Below are 21,428 nucleotides of genomic sequence, written 5' to 3'. Positions count from 1 at the left end.
TTTTTCCCCAACCCCCCCCTCTCCCTATTTTTCAGGTGTACACCCCCCTGCACCCCCGCCCCCCGCTCCCCCCGCCCGGGCTCGGCCTTATCTAACTCCCCGATCCGCTGCTGCACGCCCACCACGACCTCGGGCCGCTGTGGCGCCACCTGCGCGCCGAGGCGCCGGTGTACTGGCAGCCCGAGAGCAAGAGCGGCCCCGGCTTCTGGGTGGTGTCCGCTCACGCCGACGTCGTGTCGGTGCTGAACGACGGCGAGACCTACACCTCGGAGCGGGGCAACGTACTGGACACCCTGCTGTCCGGGGGCGACTCGGCGGCGGGCAAGATGCTGGCCGTCACCGACGGCCGGCCGCACAAGGCGCTGCGCAGCGCCCTGCTGAAGCCCTTCTCGCCCCGCTCCCTCGACGTCGTCGTCGAGAGCGTGCGGCGCGGGACCCGGCGGCTGGTGGCGGAGGCGGTGGAGCGGGGTGAGGTGGACTTCGCCGCGGACGTCGCCGCGCACATCCCGCTCGCGGCGATCTGCGACCTGCTCGGCGTGCCGGCCTCCGACCGGCAGCACATCATCGACCTCACGTCCTCGGCGCTGTCCACGGCGGACGGCATCCCCGACGAGGAGGCCACCTGGTCGTCACGCAACGGGCTGCTGCTCTACTTCTCGGAGCTGGCCGCCTCGCGCCACCAGAAGCCGTACGACGACGTGGTCAGCCTCCTGGTGACCAAGGAGATCGACGGGCGGCCGCTGACGCACGAGGAGATCGTCTTCAACTGCTACAGCATCATCATGGGCGGCCACGAGACGACCCGCTTCTCGATGGTCGGCGGTCTGCAGGCGCTGATGGAACGGCCCGAGCAGTGGAAGGCCCTCAAGTCCGGTGAGGTGAGCACCTCTTCGGCGGTGGAGGAGGTACTGCGCTGGACGTCCCCGGCGCTGCACAGCGGCCGGACCGCGACCCAGGACGTCTTCCTCGGCGACCAGTTCGTGGAGGCCGGCGACATCGTCATCACCTGGCTGGCCTCCGCGAACCGCGATGAGCGGGTCTTCGACCGGCCCGACGACTTCGACCTGTCGCGCAGCCCCAACAAGCACCTGTCGTTCGCCCACGGGGCGCACTTCTGCCTCGGCGCGTTCCTGGCCCGCGCGGAGCTGACGGCCCTCCTGGAGAGCCTGCGCGAGCTGGTCGCCGCGGCCGAGCCGACGGGCGCCCCGCGTTACGTGTACTCCAACTTCCTGAGCGGGCTGTCAGCCCAGCCGGTGTCCCTCACCGCCGAACGCGTGGAACGCGCCGACCTCGGCTAGCGCCTCGACCACGGCCGTCAGCGCCGCCTCCGGGCGCGACTGCGGGAAGGAGTGCCCTCCCGGCAGCACCCGCATCCGGTAGGCGGCCGAGGTGTACGGCGCCCACGCCTCGACCTGGGCCAGGGTGGACACGTCGTCCTGGGCTCCGGCGAAGGCGAACAGCGGGCAGCCCACGGCGGCCGGCTCCGGCAGCAGGTAGCGCTCGGCCAGCATGAGGTCGCTGCGCACCGGGAGCAGCAGGTCCGTCAGGAAGTCGGGGAATTCCAGCAGTTCGGCGGGCAGTCCGCCGTTGCGCCACATCCAGGCGATCAGCTGCTCGTCGTCGCCGTCCGCGATGCCGGTCCGGCCGAGCGGCAGGTGCGGCGCGCGTGACCCCGAGGCCACCAGGACGCTCGGCGCCCGCAGCCCGTCCTCCCGCTCGATGCGGCGCGTCAGCTCGTACGCCAGGACCGCGCCGAAGCTGTGGCCGAAGAGTGCGTACGGCATGGTCAGCTCGGGGCGCAGGCCGTCGAGCAGTTCCTCGACCAGCGGCTCCAGTGCCTGCGGCACCGGTTCGCCGATCCGGGATCCGCGGCCCGGCAGCTCCACCGGCGCCAGCTCGATGCCCTCGGGGACGTAAGGCCGCCAGGCCGCGAAGGATCCCGCGCCGCCGCCCGCGTGCGGCAGGCAGATCAGCTTCATGCGGGGGTGTCCGACGGTGTACCGGGCGCTCACCCAGTCGGTTCCCGGCGTGCGTGCTTCGGTTGCTCTCATGGCGGTCAGCCTCACCGCTGCCTCCAGTTCGCGGCCAGGCAGTGCGGCGGCAACTTGAGCGGAACCACGGTCGGGGGAAGCGGAGTTGCCGTGTGCTTGCCGGGCCCGTTGCCTGGGCCCGGCGACCCGGCCCGTCCTACCGTCGACGGCATGACTCAGACCCCTGCCGCCATCGGCATCGAAGCCGTCTCTCCCGTGGTGAGCGGACTGGTGCGGCTGATCGCACCGCGCAAGCTCGACCGGATCGAGGCGGACCACCGTCTCGTCGGCGACCTCGGCTTCCACTCCCTCGTGCTCGCGGAACTCGGCTACAACCTGGAGGAGCTGTACGACCTCCGGTCACTGAACCCCGAGGAGGCCATGAAGCTGGAGCGCGTCAGCGACGTCGTCGCGCTGGTGTGCACCGAGGTCGCCGAGGGCCGGGCGGCGCTCCCCGAGGCTGACGTCGTCGATTCCATCTTCGCCCGCTACGGCTACGACGGTCCCGCCGTATGACGGGCCGCGCGTTCGACCGCCCGGCCTACGAACTGGCCGCGGACCTGGACCGGGCTCTCGGCGACCCGGCCGCGCCGTCCGGCCCGTTCAGCTACGCCGAGATGGTCGCGCACGAGGAGAACGGCGCCCTGCCGCCGGGTGCGGTCGACCTCATCCGCTCGTGGGGGTTCGCCCAGTACCTGGTGCCCGAGGAGTTCGGCGGTCGCCTGCGGAACCTGGAACAGCTCTTCCTGCTGACCCGTTCGCTGTCGCGCCGCAACCTGACCGTCGCGGTGATGTTCGGCTCCGCGATCCTCGGCGCCAACCCGGTGTGGCTGTGGGGCGACGAGGAGCAGCGCGAGAAGGTCGCGCGGGGCATCCTCGACGGGGACCTCGCCTGCTTCGCGGTGTCCGAACCGGACCACGGCAGCGACCTCGGCACCAACGAGACGGCTGCCGCGGCAGACGGTGACGGCTTCGTCCTGACCGGCGAGAAGTGGCCCGTCGGCAACGCCACGCGGGGCCGCTTCGTCACGGTCTACGCCGCCGTCGAGGGCGCCGGCTCCTCGCTGCTGCTGCTCGACAAGGACCAGCTGGACGAGGGGAGCTGGGACAACCACCCCTTCGTACGGACGGTGGGTCTGCGCGGTCACGACCTCAGCGGGATCACCTTCCGGGACACCAAGGTGCCCGCCGGGGCCCTGCTCGGCCGCCCCGGGGCGGGCCTGGTCGAGATCCTCCAGGTCCTGCAGATCACGCGCACGGCGATCGGCGGGCTGTCGCTCGGCACCATGGACTCGGTGCTGCGGATCGCCCTGCGCCACGCGCGGGAACGGGTGCTGTACGGGCAGGAGATCTACCGGATCCCCGTCATCCGGCGGCACCTGGTGAACGCGCACCTCGACCTGCTGATCGCCGAGTGCACGGCGCTGCCGGTGGCGCGCTCGCTCTCGGTCGTGCCGTCCCGGCTCAGCCTGTGGTCCTCCGTGGTCAAGTACCTCGTCCCGACGCTCGGCGAGGAGGTCGTGCAGGAGGCCGCCCGGGTCCTGGGCGCTCGCGGCTACCTGCGCGAGGGCGTGGCCTCGGGTGCCTTCCAGAAGCTCCAGCGCGACCACGCGATCGCGAGCATCTTCGAGGGCACCACCCACGTCAACCTGCATAGCGTGGCCTCGCAGCTGCCGGCCGTGGCCCGGGTGGCCGACCGTCCGGCTCCCGGCGGCGAGGACGTGCTGCGCCGGCTCTTCGACTGGTCCGAGGAAGCCCCGATCTGGCATCCCTCGGGGCGGGCGCTGCGGCTGACCAACGCCACCGAGGACGAGATCACCCGGGGCTGGACCCCGGCCGTGGAAGAGACCCTGCGCATCGCGGAGCGCGAGCTCGCGGCGCCCGAGGCCGCCGCGCTGGCGAAGGTCCTCGGCGAGCTCTCCGCACGCCGGACGGCTTTCTACACCCGGATCGCCGCCGGCTCGCTCGACGCGGCGACGACCGAGGGGCAGGACCGGGCGGCAGAGCACTGCGTCCACCACGCGGCCGCCTCCTGCCTCTACACCTGGCTGTACTCCTTCGCCGAGGAGCGCTCCGCGCCCGGCGGCACCGGCTGGCTGGTGCTCGTACTCCAGCGGCTGCTGCGGCGGCTGGATCCGGCGGCGGCTCTGGAGGAGAGCTTCCTGCCGTGGCTGGAGGAGCGGATGCTGGAATGCCTCGACGGCCCGGAGCACTTCTCGCTCCGAGCCGTCAAGGAAGCCGCCGGGGCGGGCGGCGCCTGAGACCGTCTGGGGTCCCGCGTCCCCCTCACATGGCGGGACCCCAGGCACTGCCCGCGAGTGCGGGCAGGAAGCGCTCGTCATCGGCCGGCCGGTCGGCGCCCCCGCTGCGGGGCCGGTGCGCCTGGACGAGCATGCAGTGCCGTACGAGCGAGGGCACGCGGTACTTGTACTGCTGTACCCGCTCGATCTGGACCAGCGAGGCGTCCGCGAGTTCTGCCAGCAGGTGGGCGACCCACGCCGCGCCGGAACGTCCGCCCTGTTGCACCGTCAGTACGTCGTCCAGGGAGAACGTGCCCGGCATCCGGGCCAGTTCGTGCAGCAGCGCGCGGTGCGGCGGGGGGAGCAGTTCGTAGCTCCACTGCACGCTCCCCGACAGCGTGCGGTGCCGGGACAGGTCGCCCGCGTCGACCTGGCCGATGAGGTGGAAGAGCGTGGCGTCGTGGAGGAGCGAGCTGAGCGGCAGGGACCTCAGCCGCTGGGCGGCTATCTCGATGGCCAGCGGTACGCCGTCGAGGAGTCGGCACAGCCGGTTGACCAGCGGCAGGTGGTTGCCCAGGTCGAGCGTGGGCAGACTGGACTGCACCCGGCGCAGGAAGAGTTCCGCCGCGCTCGGCACGGTCGCGTCGCCGTCCTCCTGGCCGTCGACCCGCAGTGACTCGACCTCCCAGGTCTCGGCCGCGGCCACGGCCAGGGTGCGCCGCGAGGTCACCAGCAGGTGAAGTCCCGGATGCTCGTCGAGCAACTGCCGTGCGATCCGTGCCGTCTGCTGGGCGACGTGCTCGGCGTTGTCCAGGACGAGCAGCCGGCGCCCGGTCTGCGAGCCACTGCCCGCGAAGGCATCGTCGCTGGTCAGCCCATGGATGACGCGCGTCAACTCGGCGGCTGCGCGAGCGGGGTCGAGGTGCTCGGGCGGGCAGTCGTGCAGATCGGCGACGGCCACCCCGTCGCGGAACAGCGGGCGCAGCCGGGCCGCGACCGCGTGCGCCAGACGGCTCTTTCCCACGCCTCCGGCGCCGGTCAGGACGATCAGACGGCTGCGCTGCGTGGCGGCGAGGATGTGCCGCATGTCCGTCTGGCGGCCCACCAGCGGATCCCCGAGCGGCCGGGGGCCGCGCCACGGCGGGAGCGCGGACGCGTGGGACTGGTGCGACCCCGAACGCTGCGCCGGCGGCATCGGCCAGCCGCCACCGCCCCAGGGCACCGTCTCGGAGACCGAGGCCGCCGTGGCGCCGAACGCGGCCAGCAGCAGGGCTACGGAGGTCCCGCGCGGGTTGGTGTTGGAGCCGGTCTCCAGATTGCGGATCGTGCGGACGCTGACGCCGGAGCGTTCGGAGAGTTCCTCCTGCGTCCATCCGGAGATTCTGCGCTGATTGAGAAGGAAGTCCCGCAGTTGGTGGATATCGGTTCTGTCAAACGGGAAGAGCTCATTCGGAATCTGCATGTAAAAGGTGTCCCCCGAGGCTGAGATGTGTGCTGTTCGTACGCACCTCGTACCGTTCACGAGAATCGGAAGCGAGCACCGAATCCGCTGGTCGACGGCACGGCGCTGAGAAGTCGACTGGTCAGTTCGTCGAGGCTTCTATGGTTCCCGAATGGAATGTTACTGGAGAAGGCCTGCCGGTACAGAGTTGCGGCGATGGCAGGAACTCCCGGCTGGCAGCATGATGCCAGCCGGTCACCGTGTGACAGACGCTTCTGACCTGGTGCTTCGACGGGACCAAGCTCCCGGAGGCGGGTGACCGTCAGGCGAACGCCGGCCATGGAGGGAATGCCGGGAAGCTGACGGCAAGGCCGCTCGGCCATCGGGCCGGATAAAGCGGAAGGCCCCCGTGGATTTCCTCGCACATGACGCCGGAATGGAGTTCCGGGGCCTTTATCGAAAAGGCCCCGAGGTGCGCGGCGTTCCGACTCGGCCGCCATTGACCGACCACCTTTCGGCGTTCGGAAGGTCCGGCTCGGGCAGGCGGATACGGAAGGGGGTATTCCCCTGTTCCATCCTGAACGGCGTCTCCATCGACGGATCGAAAATACCCCAGCGGTCCACATCCAGCCGGATGCGGATGGCCTGAAATCATTGAAGGATCAGACGAGACGGCGCCGGGCCGCCTCCTCGGTCCCGGAGCCTTCGGCTGCCCGGTTCACCAGGTCAACTGGGCCTTTTCCTGCTCACTCCCGCAGCGCCCCGACATCGGAGGAATATGCCCCCGGCAGGTGACTCCCCTGGTGGACACGGCAGTTTCCTGCCGCACGGTTGGCCGAAACTGCCACAACGGTCAGCAGGAGCCCCGGACGCGCCGCCCAACGGCCCCCGAAGTCCGCCCCCCTGGGACCCGCGAACGGCCCGTCGGCACCTGGCACGACGATCCGGAACGTGCCGTCGGGCCGCAGCCGCACCGTGAAGTCCCGGAAGCCGTAACGGGCGCCCAGCCAAGGGGAGAACGCCTTGTAGGCCGCCTCCTTGGCACAGAAGAGCAGCCGGTCGAGCGGCAGCCCGCCGTCCTGCGGGAAGTACCGCCGGAGCCAGTCGGCCTCGATGTCCGTGACGATCCGGGCCGCGACGACGGCGGGCAGGGGCGCCCGACTCTCCGCGTCGATGCCGAGAGCGGCGAAGTCACCGGCGCGCGCGACGGCGGCCGCGCGATACCCCTGACAGTGAGTCATGCTGCCGACGAACCCCGCGGGCCAGCGGGGTGCGCCCAGCGGTCCCGGCACGAGCGGCGCGGGCGCCTCCCCGAGACGGGCCAACGCCCTGCGGGCGCAGCCGCGTACGGTCGTGAACTCTCTGCGCCGCTCCTCGAACACCCCGTCCACCACGGCCTCTTCGGCGGGAAACAGCCGGATCCTGGACTCCGGCCCCGAGTCGCCGAACGCCTCCTGCCCGCGGACTCCCCCGGGCATCAGCTCAGCGATCACACCATGCCTCCCCACCGCCCGATGCCGAGGCCCTCGGAGAAAACAGCCAGTACTATCGCCATTCGACCGAATTAAGTATTGTGCGTCCACGACACCCGTCTGTACAGATCACGACCACATGTCGGATGGTGCGTCGCAACGGGGAGCACGGGGGCGGGACTCGATGCTGAACAGACTGGGCTTCGACAGCCTGACCAACGCGGTGTACAGAGCGTTGATCACTGGTCACCACCAGCGTCTCGAGGAGCTGGTGGACCACCTCGGGCTGCCGGAGGGCGACGTCCGCCTCGCCCTGGAACGACTCGAGAAGCTGGACCTGTTGCGTCCGATCGGCGACGGGCTCGGCCAGTTGGTGGATCCGCACCTCGGACTCAAGGCCCTGCTGCTCCAACGGATCTCCGGGATCGAGTCCCGGTTGCGGGAGTTCGAAGAGGACCGGACCGCGGTCGTGTCCCTGCTCGATCAGTACGACGCGCGCCACCCGGGGGGCGCGGATCCCGGCAGCGAGTACGTGTCCGGCCGCGACGCCGTCATCGACCGGCTGCGGGAACTCGCCGGCGCGGCCACCAGCGAGTGGCTGGCCTTCGTCCCGGGCGGCAGCCAGTCCGTGAGCTGGCTGGAGACCGCGTGGTCGCTGGAGTGGCAGGTCCGCTGCCGGGGCGTGGCGACCCGTACGGTCTACACGGACAGCGTCCGCGGCGACGCCAGGAGCTCCCGCAGGCCCCCGTGGGGCGACGACCCCGGATGCCCGGTGCGGACCGTACCGTCGCTGCCCGTCCACATGCTCGTCGTCGACCGGTCGGTGGCGCTGCTGCCCGTCGACTCCGACGATCCGTGGCGCAGCGTCATGCAGATCTCGGCGCCAGGTGCGCTCGCGGCCCTGTCGGCCCTCTTCGAGGGCGTCTGGGAGAGCGCGGTCCCGATCGGCACGGACACCCCGTCGGACGAACACGGACTGACCCCCCAGGAGCAGGAGCTGCTGCGGCTGCTGTCGCGCGGCCTGACCGACGACGTCGTCCGCAGGCGCCTCGGCGTCTCGCTGCGCACCGTACGCCGGATCGTCGCGGACCTGTGCACCAGGCTGGGGGCGGACAGCCGCTTCGAGGCGGGGTACCTGGCCGGCCGCCGCGGCTGGATCTGACGGCCGTCCGACCGGTCATCTGAAGGCCGCCGACCTCAAGCGGCAACTCCTCTCCCCGAGTTGCCGGTGCACTGCCTGGCCCGGCCCGTGACGCATCGGCCAGCATGCAGGAACGATGTCCACGGCGGACGCCCGGACGAGCACGAACACCAACGGGCGGGGAGACGGTACCCATGGCGCAGGCGCGTGCCGAGGAAGCGGAGCGGGAGGCGGCACCACGGCCCCCGTCGCTGTGGCGCAACAGGGACTACGTGTTCTGGTGGTCCGGGAACGGCCTGTCCACGCTGGGCACCAGCGTGTCGACGCTCGCCTTCCCCCTCCTGGTCCTCTACCTCACCGGATCCGCGGCGCAGGCCGGCCTGATCACGGTCCTGCACATGCTCGGCAAACTCGCCACCCTCGCGGTCGGCGGCGCGCTCGCGGACCGGGTGTCCCGCCGCGCCATCCTGTGCGCCGTTCCGCTGGTCGAGGCGGTCTCGATGGGCGTCGTCGCACTGCTGGTGTACCGGGGCGAACCGTCGATGAGCGCGATCGGCGCGATGGCCCTGCTGAACGGCCTCGCCGCCGGTTTGCGGGTCGGCGTCTCGATGCCGACGCTGCGCCGCGTCGTCCCCAAGGACCAGGTCGCCGACGCGACGGCGCAGGGCATGGGCCTCGACATGGTCGCCCAGCTCATCGGCGCCCCCCTCGGCGGCCTCCTGTACTCGCTGGGCCGCTGGATCCCGTTCCTCTTCGACGCGATCTCCTTCCTCTTCGTCGCCCTGGGAGCCGCGCTGATCCGCCGGCCGCTCGGCCCGGACCGGCGCCCCGACGGGGCACCGAAGTCCAGCCTGGCCGAGGACATGCGCGATGGCCTGCGCATGATCAGGCGCAGCGACTACCTGGTGTTCACGCTCATCTGGGGAGCACTGCTCAACGCCGTGGCGGAGGGCTTCATCCTGCTCTTCATCGTGCTGGTGCAGCACCGCGGCGGCGGGCCCACGGCGGTCGGGATCGCGACCTCGCTCGCGGTCACCGGCGGCGTCATCGGCGCCGTACTCGGGCCGCTGCTGATGCGGAAGCTGGGCGCACGGCGGGTTCTCCTCCTCTCGGTGTGGGTCTTCGTGGCCTCCTTCGCCGTCGTGGTGTCGGTCCCCCAGCCGTGGCAGATCGGCCTGGTCATGATGGTCGGCATGCTCAGCATGGTGCCGATGAACGTCGTCACCGAGTCGTACGAGGTCCGGCTGGTCCCGGACGAGTACCAGGGCAGGGTCGCCGCGACGAGCCGCTTCTGCATGCAGGGGATCCAGTGGGTCGGTCCGCTGGGAGCGGGCTTCCTCGCCGACGCGGCCGGGGTGGAATCGGCCATCCTCGTGCTGGCCGGGGCCATGGCGCTGCTGGCGGTCGCGCTCCACGCCGGCCGGCGCTACCTCAGGGTCCTGGACACGCCGCTGGCCGAGGTGAAGGAACTTCCGGCGCCGTCGGCAGCCCTGGCGGGGCCCGAACCCGTGGCCGCCGGGGACGAGCAGAAGCGGTGAGACCGGCCGGTGCCGGTTCCCGTGGGGACTGAGAGGACAACACGTGGGTACGTCAGCGTCAGTGGAGATGGGCATCGTCGCGACCGGCACGGCGTTCGGCGAACGCCGCGGGGTGGCCGAGACGGCAGCGCGGTACGTGCCCTACCCCGAGGACGTCGCGGCTCTGGGCTACGCGGCCTACCACCGCGTGGCCGCGGGAGTCACCGCGACCGACCTCGCGGCGGAGGCCGCCCGTGAGGCCCTGGAGAACGCCGACCTCGCCGTCGCCGACCTCGACCTGATCATCGTCGGCAACTCCGACGTCCCCGAGTACCTGGGCTGGGACTCCTCGGCGGCGGTGGCCAAGGCGCTGGGCGCCCACGGCACGCCCACGGTGCTCTTCACCCAGGCCTGCGCCGCCTGGTCACTGGCCCTCGACCACGCGGCGGGCGCGATGGCGCTCTCGCCGCAGACGCGCACCGTGCTGGTGGTCCTGGTCAACGTGCTCAGCGAGACGCACACGAACCGGATGGACTTCAACGGCTCAGTCGCCAGCGACGGCGCCGTCGCGGCCGTCCTCCAGCAGGGGCATCCGCGCTTCCGCCGGCTCTCCTCCGCGCACTTCACGAACCCCGAGTTCGCGGATCTGTTCCGCATCGAGTTCGGCGGTTCCGCCGTCCCCGTACCGCCCGCGGGCCGGGGCAACCTGGACGTGGACCCGATGGTCGCGGTCTACGAGCACTTCGGCCGGGACCCCGAGCGGTTCCGGGGATTCGTCGAGGAGATCAACGGACGGCTCGCCGATGTGGTCGACCAGGCCCTCGCGCGGGCCGGCCGGGACCGGACCGACCTCGCCCGCCTGATCTACCTCAACGACAACCAGCGGGCGATCCGCCAAGCGGCCGACGCGATCGGCCTCCCCCCGGGCCGCACGAACGCCGAACTGGCCGCCGAACTGGGCCACATGGGGGCGGCGGACCAGCTGGTCTGCCTGTGGCGGCACGTCGAGGCCGGCGAGCTGGCGCTGGGCGACCTCGTGGCCCTCGCGGGTGTCGCGTCACCGGGCATGCACTGGTTCTGCACGCTCATCGAAGTCTGACCATCCTGGACCTGTGAGAGGGCCCGGACCTGTGAGAGGAAAGATGATGACTCCCGAGCCCGCGGCGACGACGGCCGGCATCTCCGAGGAGGAGATCACCCGGTTCGTCGTCGAGCGCTTCCTGCCCGGCGTCGACGCGGCCGAACTCGACCCGGAATACGACCTGGTGGCCACCGCCGTCATCGACAGCCTCGGCGTGCTCGAGATCGTCGGCTGGCTCAGGACGCGGTACGGCATCACCCCGGCGGGCGCCGAACTGGCCATCAGGAACTTCCGCTCGGTACGGACCATCCGGGAAACCGCCCGGCGCGCCGCAGCCGCGGGAGGAGCCGCATGAGCCGCTCACTCGTCACGCGGTTCGCGGACCACGCGGCCTCCCGGCCGGGCGCGCCCGCGCTCGTCTGGGAGGACCGTCCGGTCAGTTACGGCGAGCTGTACGCCATGGCCGTCCGGGCGCGCGCCCAGGTGGAGACGGCCGCCCCGGACGCCGCTCGTCCGGTGGGCCTGCGGGTACGGAAGTCACCGGAGGCGGTCGCCCTGGTGCTCGGCTGCCTCATGGCCGGCCGTGGTTTCCTGCTGCCCTCCCACGAACTGCCCGACGCCCCGCTGAAGGACCTGTACCAGCAGGCCGGGTGCGCCGTCGTGCTCGGCCTCGCCGACGGGCCGCTCGTCGACCGGGTGGTGGATTCGCCCGCGGCGCCCGACCGCGACGCCGAAGCGCACCGGCCGCCGGCCGTGGTCGCGGACGACTCCATCGCCTTCATGCTCACCACATCCGGCTCGACCGGCCTGCCGAAGATCGTTCCCCTGTCGTCCGGAGCGGTCGACCGGTTCGCCGCGTGGGCGGCCGGGACCTTCGGGATCACGGGGGGCACCACGGTCCTGAACTACGCGCCGCTCAACTTCGACCTGTGCCTGCTGGACGTGTGGACGACGCTGGCGTACGGCGGCACCGTCGTCCTCGTCGACCCCGACCGGGGCGCCGAGGCCGGCTACCTGCACGGCCTGGTCCGTGACCACCGCGTGAGCGTGGTCCAGGGCGTACCGCTCCTCTTCCAGCTGCTGGTGGAGGCTACGGCCGTGAGCGGACCGCTGGACACGGCCGAGCGCGTCGTCTTCGCCGGCGAGAGCATGCCCGCACGCGTCCTGACCGCACTGTCCGCGACCTTCCCCGAGGCCCGCTGGTACAACAACTACGGCTGCACCGAGACGAACAACAGCTTCCTCCACGAGGTGGACCGCTCCCGGCCCGTCCGCACCCCGCTGCCGATCGGCCGGCCGCTGCCGGGCGTGAGCTGGCTGGTCACCGGCGAGGACGGGCGCCCGGTGTCCGGCCCGGGGCGGGGCGAGCTGCTCGTCAACACCCCGTTCCAGAGCGCCGGTTACCTGAACGCGCCGAACGGGGAGAAGTTCGCTCCGCACCCGGACGGCGTCCCGGGCCTCGTCTACTACCGCACCGGCGACGTGGTCACCCAGCACGAGGACGGCGCCCTCAGCGTGGTCGGGCGCACCGACTTCATGGTCAAGGTCCGCGGCTTCCAGATCAGCACCCAGAGCATCGAGCAGATCCTGCTGGAACACCCGGCCGTCACCGAAGCGGCCGTCGTCGCACTGCCCGACCCGGTCACCGGGCACCGCCTGCACGCGCGCCTGCGCCTGAACGGGCCCGGCGCCACGGACAGCCTCGCGCTGCGCCTGCACTGCGCGGAACGCTCGGTACGGGCGGCCATCCCCTCCGTGATCGAGATCGTCCCCGACCCCCTGCCCAAGACCTCCACGGGCAAGGTGGACCGGAACAAGGTCAAGGCCTCCGTCCTCGCGGCCACGCGGAGCGGCCCGGCCACGGCCTAGGAGGAAAGCCCGCCGAGGGCCGGCGTCCGCGCCTGCGCCCGTCCGGCCAGCAGGGCGGGCAGCTCCCGCATGTCGGTGAAGACCACCGTCTGCGCACCGGTCAGCCACGCGGCGGGGGTGAGTCCGCCCGCGTATCCGAAGGACCGCATGCCCGCCGCGGTCGCGGCCTGCACTCCGAAACGGCTGTCCTCGACGACGACGCAGACGTCCGGGTCCGCTCCCATGCTCCGGGCGGCGTGCAGGAAGAGGTCGGGGGCCGGCTTGCCGTGCTCGACCTCGTGGGCGCTGAAGATGTGCCCGTCGAACTGCTCGTACAGCCCGACCCGCCCGAGGGTGTGCCGCATCTTCTCGTGGCTGCCGCTGGACGCGATGCAGCGCCGGTCCGCTCCGAAGCCCAGGGCGTCCAGCGCGGCGAGCGCCTCCTCGATGCCGTCCACGGTGGTCAGCTCGGTGTCCACGGCCCGCGCGTGCAGGTCCTTGAAGCGTTCGTCCCAGGCCCGCGCGGTGTCGGCGCCGAGCCTCTGCGCGATCTGCTCACCGATCGAGGTGGTGGAGCGGCCGACGAATCGTTCCATCACCTCGGCCTCGGTCAGCGGCCACCTGAACTCCGCGCCGAGCGCCACGTGCGTGCGTACGGCGATCGGCTCGCTGTCGACCAGTACGCCGTCGCAGTCGAAGATGATCAGACCGACCGGACGGGCCGAAGCCGCCGTCCCGGTCAACCGATGACCCCCTGGCGCTGGAGCGCGGCCGGCCGAGCCGGGTCGATGAGCTGTCTGATCTCGGTCGTCACTGTGTCGCACGCTCCGTAACTGGTTGCTCCGCCTACCGCGGCGGGCCCTTTCGTAGTGTCCGGGAAGCATCTCGGCGGCGATGGTCACGCCGTGGCCCGGGGTCCTGCCGGAGCGGGGGTCGTCGGGTCAGCGCTCCCGCGGCTTCGCGTCGATCTCGGCGACGAGGCCCTCGATGAGGCCCTTGATCTCGTCGCGGATGGGGCGTACGGCCTCCACACCCTGGCCCGCCGGGTCCTCCAGCTGCCAGTCCAGGTAGGTCTTGCCGGGGAAGTACGGGCAGGCGTCGCCGCAGCCCATGGTGATGATGTAGTCGGAGGCCTGGGCGGCCTCGGGGGTGAGGACCTTCGGCTTCTGGTCGGAGATGTCGATCCCCAGCTCGGCCATCGCGGCGACGGCGGAGGGGTTGATCCGCTCTCCGGGGACGGAGCCGGCCGAGCGGACCTCGACCCGGTCGCCCGCGAGGTGGCGCAGGAAGCCCGCGGCCATCTGGGATCGGCCCGCGTTGTGGACGCAGACGAACAGCACGGATGCGAGCGGGGTGGAGGACATCGTCTCTTCCTTCAATTCCAATGACTCAGCCCAGACTGGTATCAGCCTTGAGTGATGTGAGAGTATCAGCACATGATGACGTCAGTCGACACTGATCTGGTCCGGATCCTGGCCGATCCGCTCAGGTTCCGGATCGTGACCCTCCTCGCCAAGGAGACGCTCTGCACCACCCACCTCGTGGAGGAGACGGGCGCCAGACAGACGAACCTCTCCAACCACCTGAAGGTGCTGCGCGAGGCCGGGGTCGTGGAGACGGAGCCGTGCGGGCGGTTCACCTACTACCGCCTGCGCCCGGAGGTCATCGAGGCCGTCGCCGGCCAGTTCGCCGCTCTCGCCCGGACCGCGCGCGCCACCGCCGACGCGAACATCAAGCGGTCCTGCCCGTAGCCTTCCGCTCTTTGCCTCACCTGCCCGAGGAGAACCGTTGTCCGTCACCGAGCCCGTCGCCGCCGCCCCCGCGGCGGAGGCCGTCATAGCCGCCGACGCGCCCCGGCCCGCGCCCGGGGCCACCCCGCCCCGCACCCCGCTGATCGCCCGCGCGGCAGCCGAGCTGGTCGGCACCGCCGCGCTGGTGGCGGTGGTCGTCGGCTCCGGCATCCAGGCCACCGAGCTGACCCAGGACGTCGGCCTCCAGCTCCTGGCCAACTCCCTGGCCACCGTCTTCGGACTCGGCGTGCTGATCGCCCTCCTCGGCCCGGTCTCCGGCGCCCACTTCAACCCGGCCGTCACCCTCGCCGAGTGGTGGACCGCCCGCCGCGGCGGCGCAGGCGTCACCGCCCGCGAGCTGGCCGTGTACGTGCCCTCGCAGATCGCCGGTGCGATCGCGGGCGCGATCCTGGCCGACGCGATGTTCGGCGAGCCCCTGGTGAAGTGGTCCACGCACGACCGCTCCGCCGGGAACCTGCTGCTGAGCGAGGTCGTCGCCACCGCCGGCCTGATCCTGCTGATCTTCGGGCTGGCCCGCACCGATCGGCTGCGCTTCGCACCCGTCGCGGTCGCCTCGTACATCGGCGCCGCGTACTGGTTCACCTCCTCCACCTCCTTCGCGAACCCGGCCGTGACGATCGGCCGCGCCTTCACCGACACCTTCGCGGGCATCGCCCCCGCCTCCGTCCCCGCCTTCATCGGCATGCAGCTCGTGGGCGCCGTGGTGGGTCTGGCCCTGGTCGCGGTCATCTTCATGCGCGGCAGGACCGGAAGCGGGCAGACCGCAGCATGACGCGGCACGCGGATGTGGTGGTGGTCGGCGGCGGCCAGGCCGGGCTCGCCGCCGGCTACTACCTGCGCCGCGCGGGCATCGACTTCACCGTCCTCGACGCCCAGACCACTCCCGGCGGGGCCTGGCAGCACGGCTGGGACTCCCTCCACCTGTTCTCGCCGGCGGCCTACTCCTCCCTGCCCGGCCGACTGATGCCGCAGCAGGAGGGCAAGCCCTTCCCGGACGTGGGCCACGTCCTGGACTACCTCGCCGACTACGAGAAGCGCTACGAGCTCCCCGTCGAGCGCGGCGTCCGCGTCACCGGCGTCCACGACGAGGCACCACTCCTGCGCGTCGCGACCGACTCCGGCACCTGGACCGCCCGAGCCCTGGTCAGCGCCACCGGCACGTGGTGGAGGCCCTTCGTCCCCGCCGTCCCCGGCCGGACGCGGTTCCGCGGCGGGCAGCTGCACACCGTGGAGTACCGCAGCCCCTGGGACCACGCCGGCATGGGGGTCCCCCCGGCCGGAGGCTGGGGGAGCGTGATCGTCGTCGGCGGCGGCAACTCCGGTGCCCAGATCGCGGCCGACCTCGCCCCGCACGCCACCGTACGCTGGGTCACCCGGCGCCCCGCCCGGTACCTGCCGGACGAGATCGACGGCCGCGCCCTCTTCGAACTCGCCACCCGGCGCGTCCAGGCCGGCGGACCCCGCATCTCGGACCTCGGCGACATCGTCGCCGTCCCTCCCGTACGCGCCGCCCGCGACGCCGGCCTCATCCCCGACCACCGCATGTTCGAGGCCCTGACCCCCGAGGGAGCCCGCTGGGCCGACGGCAGCGTCTGGCCCTGCGACACGGTCATCTGGAGCACCGGCTTCCGCCCCGCCCTGTCTCCTCTCTCCCCGCTGGGCCTGCGCACCGAGGGCGGCCGCATCCCCACCGCCGGAACGCGCGCCCTCGCCGACCCGCGCATCCACCTCCTCGGCTACGGCGACTGGACGGGACCCGCCTCCGCGACCCTCGTCGGCGTCGGCCGCACGGCGCGCGAAGCGGCCCGCGAGATCGCCGCTCTGCTGAAGACCTGAGCCGCGGTTCAGGCGCGGGTGGCAGTCCGGGCCACCCGTTCGGCCCGAGCCGCGGCGAGCGGCTCGCCGTCGACCTCCGCCCCTACCGACTGACAACACGGATCAGGATTCGAGAAGCGTCGATCACGGGGCCGCGGCTAACGTGACGGCCATGGACATCACCATTCACACGGCCTCCCTCCCGCACGACGACCCGGACGCCGCCCTGGCCTTCTACCGCGACGCCCTCGGCTTCGAGGTCCGCAGCGACGTCGGACAGGGCACGATGCGCTGGATCACTGTCGGCCCCGCCGATCAGCCCGGCACGTCCATCCTCCTGGCGCCCCCGGCCGCCGACCCCGGGATCACCGAGGACGAGCGCCGCACCATCGTCGAGATGATGGCCAAGGGCACCTACGGCTGGATCCTGCTGGCCACCCGGGACCTCGACGAAACCTTCCGGAAGGTGCGGGACGCCGACGCCGAGGTCGTCCAGGAGCCGACCGATCAGCCGTACGGCATCCGCGACTGCGCCTTCCGCGATCCGGCGGGCAACCTGATCCGCATCCAAGAGCTCCGCTGAGCCGTTCGGTCGGACGAAGGAGTTCCCTCATGTGCCGTCCCGCGTGGGCGCGCGCACGGACCGCCGCGCAGCACCTGAGCGACCTCGCCCGGCTGCGCCGCGTCCGTGACCGGATCGACCGGGAGTACGCGCAGCCGCTGAACGTCGAGGCCCTCGCCCACAGCGTGAACATGCCGGCCGGGCAGCTCAGCCGACAGTTCCGGCTCGCCTACGGCCAGTCGCCGTACGCCTATCTGACGACCCGTCGCATGGAGCGCGCGACGGCGCTCCTGCGGCGCGGGGACCGCAGGGCCACCGACGGACCGCACCGGCTCATGCCGAGCGGTGCTGCCGGATCCCTCACCCCTGACCGGCGATCGCCCGCCTGATCCTTTGTGACTCCTCCCCCTCGTAAACGAGGGGGCTTCTCACTTGGGTTCGAGAACCCTCATGACGGCCAAGCCCTGACCGCTGCCGAAGCAGACGCGCAGCGTACTACGCCGCTTCGCGACTTCGGAAATCAGGATGCGTTTCCCTCCCCGACTGAAGCCGGGGATACCCACGCAAGATCAGAGATGGGGGCGCACCCTCGCAGCGCGATCCGCTAGGCTGTCAGCGGTCAGTGGGCTACGTCGCCCGCTGTCCCGCCTTCGTAGCTCAGGGGATAGAGCACCGCTCTCCTAAAGCGGGTGTCGCAGGTTCGAATCCTGCCGGGGGCACCAGGACGGGAGACCTCCAGCCGATCACGGCTGGGGGTCTTCGTCGTATCCGGCCCTGGTGATCAAGCTAACTGAGTAATGTACTTAGTTATGGATTTCACTGTTATCGCGAACGCCGTCGAGGTCGATGACGGCGTCAAGCGCGTATCGATGCGCGCCATCAAGAAGTACGCGGCGCCGGGGCGGGCGCGGCTCAGTCCTGAGCTCTGCGAGAAGATCACGGAGGCGCTGGCCGCGCACCGGCTGATCACGGTGCCCCGGAGGCTACCGACGTCCGAGAACGAGTTCGTCTTCGTCGTCCACGAGGACAGCCCGATCGGGCAAGCGGTTGCTATCGCAACAATCGCCACACTGCTGGACAATGCCGGATTGCCCGGCATTTCCGGATTCGCCGACCGCTTTCCCGATGCGCGGGCCCAGTTCAGCTAGCAACGCAACGGCGTGGCCAACGGCCGTCGACAGCCCCAACGCGCCTCCTGATGTTCGGATTTGTCGGACCATCAGCCCGCTGGTCATGCTACGGTCTCCCCCACGCAGAGCTCGGGTTGCTCCAGAGACTCTCAGGCGATCCCCGGCGTAACAGAGAGTTGCAGGGCGATGACCAACCCCGATCGGCAATCCGGCTTACCTCCCCGCCTGGGGGGCTTTCCGCTGGATCGTAAGTTTCTTAGCTTTGCGCACGCGATCGGGACGCCCCGGATGCCCTGGCTCCCCAGGGTTCCCGGTGAGCTGTTCGGCCCCCGCGAGGGGCTCTTCGTATACGTCCTCGACGAATCCGGAGACCAGGGCCTGGGGGCGTTGATCGGCGGGCTGCGGTTCGAGTTCCGCTGGTGGGAGGGGGTCGACGCGCGCTGGCAGCGCTTCTGCCTCGAGCGCTACGCCGACCCCCTCCTGGATCTGCGCGCCGGTGAGCCCCTGCACGCGGTCGAGCTCACCCGCGCCACGAACCGGTCCCCGGAGCAGGCCGCCGCGCGCCGGGAGGTGCTCGCCGCGGGGCTGCGGGCCGTGGCGGCCATGTCCGGGGTCACCCCGATCGCCTTCCACCGCCCGGCCGCGACCCGCGAGCAGCTCCACGCGGCGCTGATCCCGCTGCTGAACGCCCGGCACGCGGCGGACGGCACCAAGGGGATCGTCTACTTCGACGGCGACGGCTCGGAGAAGCAACTCTGGCCCCCGTACCGGACGTTGAAGGACGGCCGCATCGACGGCCCCAACCTGCGGACGACCGTCGCCATGCCCCTCCTCCAGGCGGCGGACTTCGTCGTCCACGCGGCCTACCAGTCGCTGGCCCGCAAGCCCGGCCGCGAGGACCTGTGGGACCTGTTCCCCCGGCTCCTGCCGAAAGCCGAAGGTCCGGACGTCCTGTAACCGGCACGGCGTCCCGACTGCCCTCGTTCCAACGCCCTATGACGGAGGTTCCATGTCCATTCCCGTACCGCAGAGCGTGACGGTCCAGTGGGGATCCGAGAAGGTCCCGATCTCCAACGTCGAGCGGACCCTGCCGGATCCGACCACGTCCGCGGACCGCGCCGAAGTCGTGGCGGCCGGCGCCGTGAACCCGCTGATGCCGCTGCCCGAGGGGGCCTTGCGGGCCATCGGGCGCGGCGTGGTGTCGCCGGACAGTACGGCGGTGCAGCTGCGGCCGACCGGGCAGCGGACCGGCGGGCTGCTGATGGAGGAGAACGTCGAGGGCGCGACCCTGCGGTCGGTCGTCACCCGCGCCTGGCTGCTCGAACTGTTTCCCGGCATCCAGCCCCGCACGGGGATGGAGGTGATGGAGACGCCCGACCCGCAGGTCGTCGGCCTCACCCACGACGGCCGGCCCTGCGCTGTCGTGCAGTACCGCTACCAGAGCCTCGAACACCTCAAGGACCACGTCTGGCAGACCGTCCACGGCACGCTGTCGATCAACAACTACGCCACCTCCATCCTCGCCCGGAAGGTGACCCGCAACCTCATCACCCACCCCGTCGAGTTCACCTTCGAGGACGGCACCGAGTCCTTCCACGCACTGGTCGTGCGCGACGGGATCACCCGTCTCGCCAGCGCCTGGAAGGTCCTGGCGGGCCCCGGCGCCGACGCGGCGGAGGCGGCCGAGCTCGCGCGTGACTCCCTGTTCGGGGCCGTACCCGCGAAGGCCTCCGGCGGGTCGCTCGGCGAGCGGCTGGCGGCGGCCCGGGAGGACGTACGGGCCGCGCTGGCGCGGGAGTTCGTACAGGAGTCGGCGGGGCTGGAGCCGGGGACGCGGGCGATCCAGATCGCCCAGACCTACGTCGTGCCCGCACAGATCGCGGTCGGGGCGCAGGCCCACCCGGGGCATCTGCTGGCCCCCGAGGACGTCTTCGACGACGCGATGCGCTCGATCCTCGCCTCGGTGCACGTCGAGTTCAAGCAGTGGGACGACTCCGCTCAGAACGTCGAGGTCGCCACGCGCGCCCTCAAGCGCGTGATCCAGCAGGGTGACGCCTTCGTCGACAAGGACAGCCTCCAGGCGGTCTACGGGCTGGCCGTGGGCCGGATCAGCCCCGCCGACTTCCCGCGCGCCTTCAACCAGGACGAGATCCCCGCCACCGCCCTGTGGCGCGGGGTCTACCTGGTCCACGCCCTGACCCGGCCGGAGCTGATCGAGCAGCTGAAGGACCAGGCCAAGGCGATCAAGGGCGGCAAGCGGATGGGCCTCAAGGGGTTCGCCGAACTGCTCGGCCCGCTGGTGGACCTGCCCTGGCGCAGCTACAAGAAGGCCGTAGCGACGCAGGCCCGCAACGCGTGGAAGAACGGCGGTGTGCTGACCGAGGACGTGATGAAGCCGTGGGAACCCGTCCCGACCGACGATTTCACGACGCTCGTACCCCTCGCGCTGGCCGGTGACACGAACGCCCGCTGCACCCTGGCCGTGGCGGGCGGGACGGCGCTGATCGCGGACAAGCTGCTGACGCGCAACGTCGGTTCGGCCCTGCTGAACGCCAGGGAGAAGGGCGGCGTTCCCTTCCGGGCCGACGTCGGTCTGGTCGTCCAGGAGCTTTCCCGGCACGGCAACGAGGAGGGCCTCTGGCTCCTCGCGCTGGCCGCCAACCGCTTCCGCAGCGACCAGCTGCCCGAGAACGCCGTGACGTACCGGCAGTTCATCCGCAAGACGAAGGGGACGGGGGCGGCCGACGCCTCCGCCTACGTCCACTTCAAGGCGGATCTCGCGCAGCCGGACAGGATCGCCCGGGACCAGAACGGCGTCCCGGTCCCGCTCTACCAGTGGGACGTCGTCTGGGCCTCCGACGAGGCGCGGGCGCGCAAGACCGTCGCGGCGCAGACCACCCCGGCGCTCCCGCCGGTCCTTCCCGTCGTGCCCGTACCCGCCCAGGCGGCCGGGGTCACCGGCGGGCCCGCCGACGACGCCGCCGAGGACACCCGGCCCCCGAGCCGGCGCGCCGCCGACCACCGCCGCGTACTGCGCCACGAGCTGTCCATGGCCCGCGACTCGCTCGACCAGCTCCTCGCGCTCGACGGGCAGGTCGGCGGTCATACGGCCGTCATCGGGGCCGAGGACCTGGACGGCCTGCGGCAGAACCTGCTCGACCTGCTCACCGACGTCGAGAACCTGCGCCGGGCCGTCCACGGGGACGCCGGTGAAGAGGCGGACGAGGACGAACCGGCCGACGCCGTCTAGGGAGTGTCGTCAAAGTAGCTCCGGCCGCCCGAAGGGCGGGGCCGGTGGGGCCTGGTGCGTGCGATCGCAAGGCGGAGGAGGGAGTCGACG

The 21,428-nt window shown here is 71.5% G+C and carries 20 protein-coding genes, 1 tRNA gene and 1 pseudogene; 17 read left to right on the top strand and 5 right to left on the bottom strand.

Features of this window, described 5'->3' with window-relative positions; all coding sequences use genetic code 11:
• Positions 1-167 precede the first annotated feature (167 nt).
• Positions 168-1,298 (top strand): cytochrome P450, encoded by a 1,131-nt coding sequence (locus tag ACWDYJ_RS32940; RefSeq protein WP_451569274.1) that lies wholly within the window; start codon positions 168-170, stop codon positions 1,296-1,298.
• On the opposite strand, the gene ACWDYJ_RS32935 is transcribed toward ACWDYJ_RS32940, so the two are convergent.
• On the bottom strand, positions 1,242-2,051 hold the full coding sequence (locus tag ACWDYJ_RS32935; RefSeq protein ID WP_451569273.1) for a thioesterase II family protein: 810 nt from the start codon (positions 2,049-2,051) through the stop codon (positions 1,242-1,244). The two genes, ACWDYJ_RS32940 and ACWDYJ_RS32935, sit on opposite strands and share 57 nt — an antisense overlap.
• A gap of 150 nt (positions 2,052-2,201) precedes the next feature.
• Between ACWDYJ_RS32935 and ACWDYJ_RS32930 the strand changes: the two genes are divergently transcribed.
• A complete protein-coding gene (locus ACWDYJ_RS32930) occupies positions 2,202-2,546 on the top strand; it encodes an acyl carrier protein (protein ID WP_451569272.1) in 345 nt (114 codons plus the stop codon).
• Positions 2,543-4,291: an acyl-CoA dehydrogenase family protein gene (locus ACWDYJ_RS32925; RefSeq protein WP_451569271.1), complete on the top strand. Its 1,749-nt coding sequence runs from the start codon at positions 2,543-2,545 to the stop codon at positions 4,289-4,291. The genes ACWDYJ_RS32930 and ACWDYJ_RS32925 overlap by 4 nt, the downstream gene beginning before the upstream one ends.
• Before the next feature lie 25 nt (positions 4,292-4,316).
• On the opposite strand, the gene ACWDYJ_RS32920 is transcribed toward ACWDYJ_RS32925, so the two are convergent.
• A complete protein-coding gene (locus ACWDYJ_RS32920) occupies positions 4,317-5,732 on the bottom strand; it encodes a helix-turn-helix domain-containing protein (protein WP_451569270.1) in 1,416 nt (471 codons plus the stop codon).
• A gap of 725 nt (positions 5,733-6,457) precedes the next feature.
• A complete protein-coding gene (locus ACWDYJ_RS32915; protein ID WP_451569269.1) occupies positions 6,458-7,204 on the bottom strand; it encodes a 4'-phosphopantetheinyl transferase family protein in 747 nt (248 codons plus the stop codon).
• A gap of 163 nt (positions 7,205-7,367) precedes the next feature.
• Between ACWDYJ_RS32915 and ACWDYJ_RS32910 the strand changes: the two genes are divergently transcribed.
• The 5 genes from ACWDYJ_RS32910 (at position 7,368) to ACWDYJ_RS32890 (ending at position 12,791) form a co-directional block, all read left to right on the top strand.
• The gene (locus tag ACWDYJ_RS32910; RefSeq protein WP_451569268.1) at positions 7,368-8,345 is read left to right on the top strand and encodes a helix-turn-helix transcriptional regulator; all 978 of its coding nucleotides are present in this window, start codon (positions 7,368-7,370) and stop codon (positions 8,343-8,345) included.
• A 173-nt stretch (positions 8,346-8,518) separates the two neighbouring features.
• Entirely contained in the window at positions 8,519-9,862 is a 1,344-nt protein-coding gene (locus tag ACWDYJ_RS32905; RefSeq protein ID WP_451569267.1) for an MFS transporter, read from the top strand.
• A gap of 43 nt (positions 9,863-9,905) precedes the next feature.
• On the top strand, positions 9,906-10,940 hold the full coding sequence (locus ACWDYJ_RS32900) for a 3-oxoacyl-[acyl-carrier-protein] synthase III C-terminal domain-containing protein (protein WP_451569266.1): 1,035 nt from the start codon (positions 9,906-9,908) through the stop codon (positions 10,938-10,940).
• Between the two features lie 43 nt (positions 10,941-10,983).
• A complete protein-coding gene (locus ACWDYJ_RS32895; RefSeq protein ID WP_451569265.1) occupies positions 10,984-11,277 on the top strand; it encodes an acyl carrier protein in 294 nt (97 codons plus the stop codon).
• Positions 11,274-12,791, top strand: coding sequence for an AMP-binding protein (locus ACWDYJ_RS32890; protein WP_451569264.1), 1,518 nt, complete (start codon positions 11,274-11,276; stop codon positions 12,789-12,791). Before ACWDYJ_RS32895 ends, ACWDYJ_RS32890 begins: the two co-directional genes overlap by 4 nt.
• On the opposite strand, the gene ACWDYJ_RS32885 is transcribed toward ACWDYJ_RS32890, so the two are convergent.
• On the bottom strand, positions 12,788-13,513 hold the full coding sequence (locus tag ACWDYJ_RS32885; RefSeq protein ID WP_451569263.1) for an HAD family hydrolase: 726 nt from the start codon (positions 13,511-13,513) through the stop codon (positions 12,788-12,790). The two genes, ACWDYJ_RS32890 and ACWDYJ_RS32885, sit on opposite strands and share 4 nt — an antisense overlap.
• A 198-nt stretch (positions 13,514-13,711) precedes the next feature.
• The gene (locus tag ACWDYJ_RS32880) at positions 13,712-14,134 is read right to left on the bottom strand and encodes an arsenate reductase ArsC (protein WP_451569262.1); all 423 of its coding nucleotides are present in this window, start codon (positions 14,132-14,134) and stop codon (positions 13,712-13,714) included.
• Between the two features lie 72 nt (positions 14,135-14,206).
• On the opposite strand from ACWDYJ_RS32880, the gene ACWDYJ_RS32875 reads away from it, so the two are divergent.
• The 9 genes and pseudogenes from ACWDYJ_RS32875 (at position 14,207) to ACWDYJ_RS32835 (ending at position 21,338) form a co-directional block, all read left to right on the top strand.
• Positions 14,207-14,521, top strand: coding sequence for an ArsR/SmtB family transcription factor (locus ACWDYJ_RS32875; RefSeq protein WP_451569261.1), 315 nt, complete (start codon positions 14,207-14,209; stop codon positions 14,519-14,521).
• A gap of 37 nt (positions 14,522-14,558) precedes the next feature.
• Entirely contained in the window at positions 14,559-15,353 is a 795-nt protein-coding gene (locus ACWDYJ_RS32870) for an aquaporin (RefSeq protein WP_451569260.1), read from the top strand.
• The gene (locus ACWDYJ_RS32865) at positions 15,350-16,417 is read left to right on the top strand and encodes an ArsO family NAD(P)H-dependent flavin-containing monooxygenase (protein ID WP_451569259.1); all 1,068 of its coding nucleotides are present in this window, start codon (positions 15,350-15,352) and stop codon (positions 16,415-16,417) included. The genes ACWDYJ_RS32870 and ACWDYJ_RS32865 overlap by 4 nt, the downstream gene beginning before the upstream one ends.
• A gap of 151 nt (positions 16,418-16,568) precedes the next feature.
• Complete coding sequence (locus tag ACWDYJ_RS32860; protein ID WP_451569258.1) at positions 16,569-16,979, top strand: VOC family protein; 411 nt, start codon at positions 16,569-16,571, stop codon at positions 16,977-16,979.
• 29 nt (positions 16,980-17,008) lie between these two features.
• Positions 17,009-17,278 (top strand): annotated as a pseudogene (locus tag ACWDYJ_RS32855) (helix-turn-helix domain-containing protein); the annotation flags it as partial.
• A gap of 326 nt (positions 17,279-17,604) precedes the next feature.
• Positions 17,605-17,680: transfer RNA gene (locus ACWDYJ_RS32850), tRNA-Arg, on the top strand.
• An 87-nt stretch (positions 17,681-17,767) separates the two neighbouring features.
• Positions 17,768-18,106: a hypothetical protein gene (locus tag ACWDYJ_RS32845; RefSeq protein WP_451569257.1), complete on the top strand. Its 339-nt coding sequence runs from the start codon at positions 17,768-17,770 to the stop codon at positions 18,104-18,106.
• 270 nt (positions 18,107-18,376) lie between these two features.
• On the top strand, positions 18,377-19,045 hold the full coding sequence (locus ACWDYJ_RS32840; protein ID WP_451569256.1) for a hypothetical protein: 669 nt from the start codon (positions 18,377-18,379) through the stop codon (positions 19,043-19,045).
• 52 nt (positions 19,046-19,097) lie between these two features.
• The gene (locus ACWDYJ_RS32835; RefSeq protein WP_451569255.1) at positions 19,098-21,338 is read left to right on the top strand and encodes a hypothetical protein; all 2,241 of its coding nucleotides are present in this window, start codon (positions 19,098-19,100) and stop codon (positions 21,336-21,338) included.
• Positions 21,339-21,428: the final 90 nt, after the last annotated feature.

Source organism: Streptomyces sp. NPDC003042, from assembly GCF_053591315.1.
This window is presented reverse-complemented; position numbering and strand designations above follow the sequence as displayed.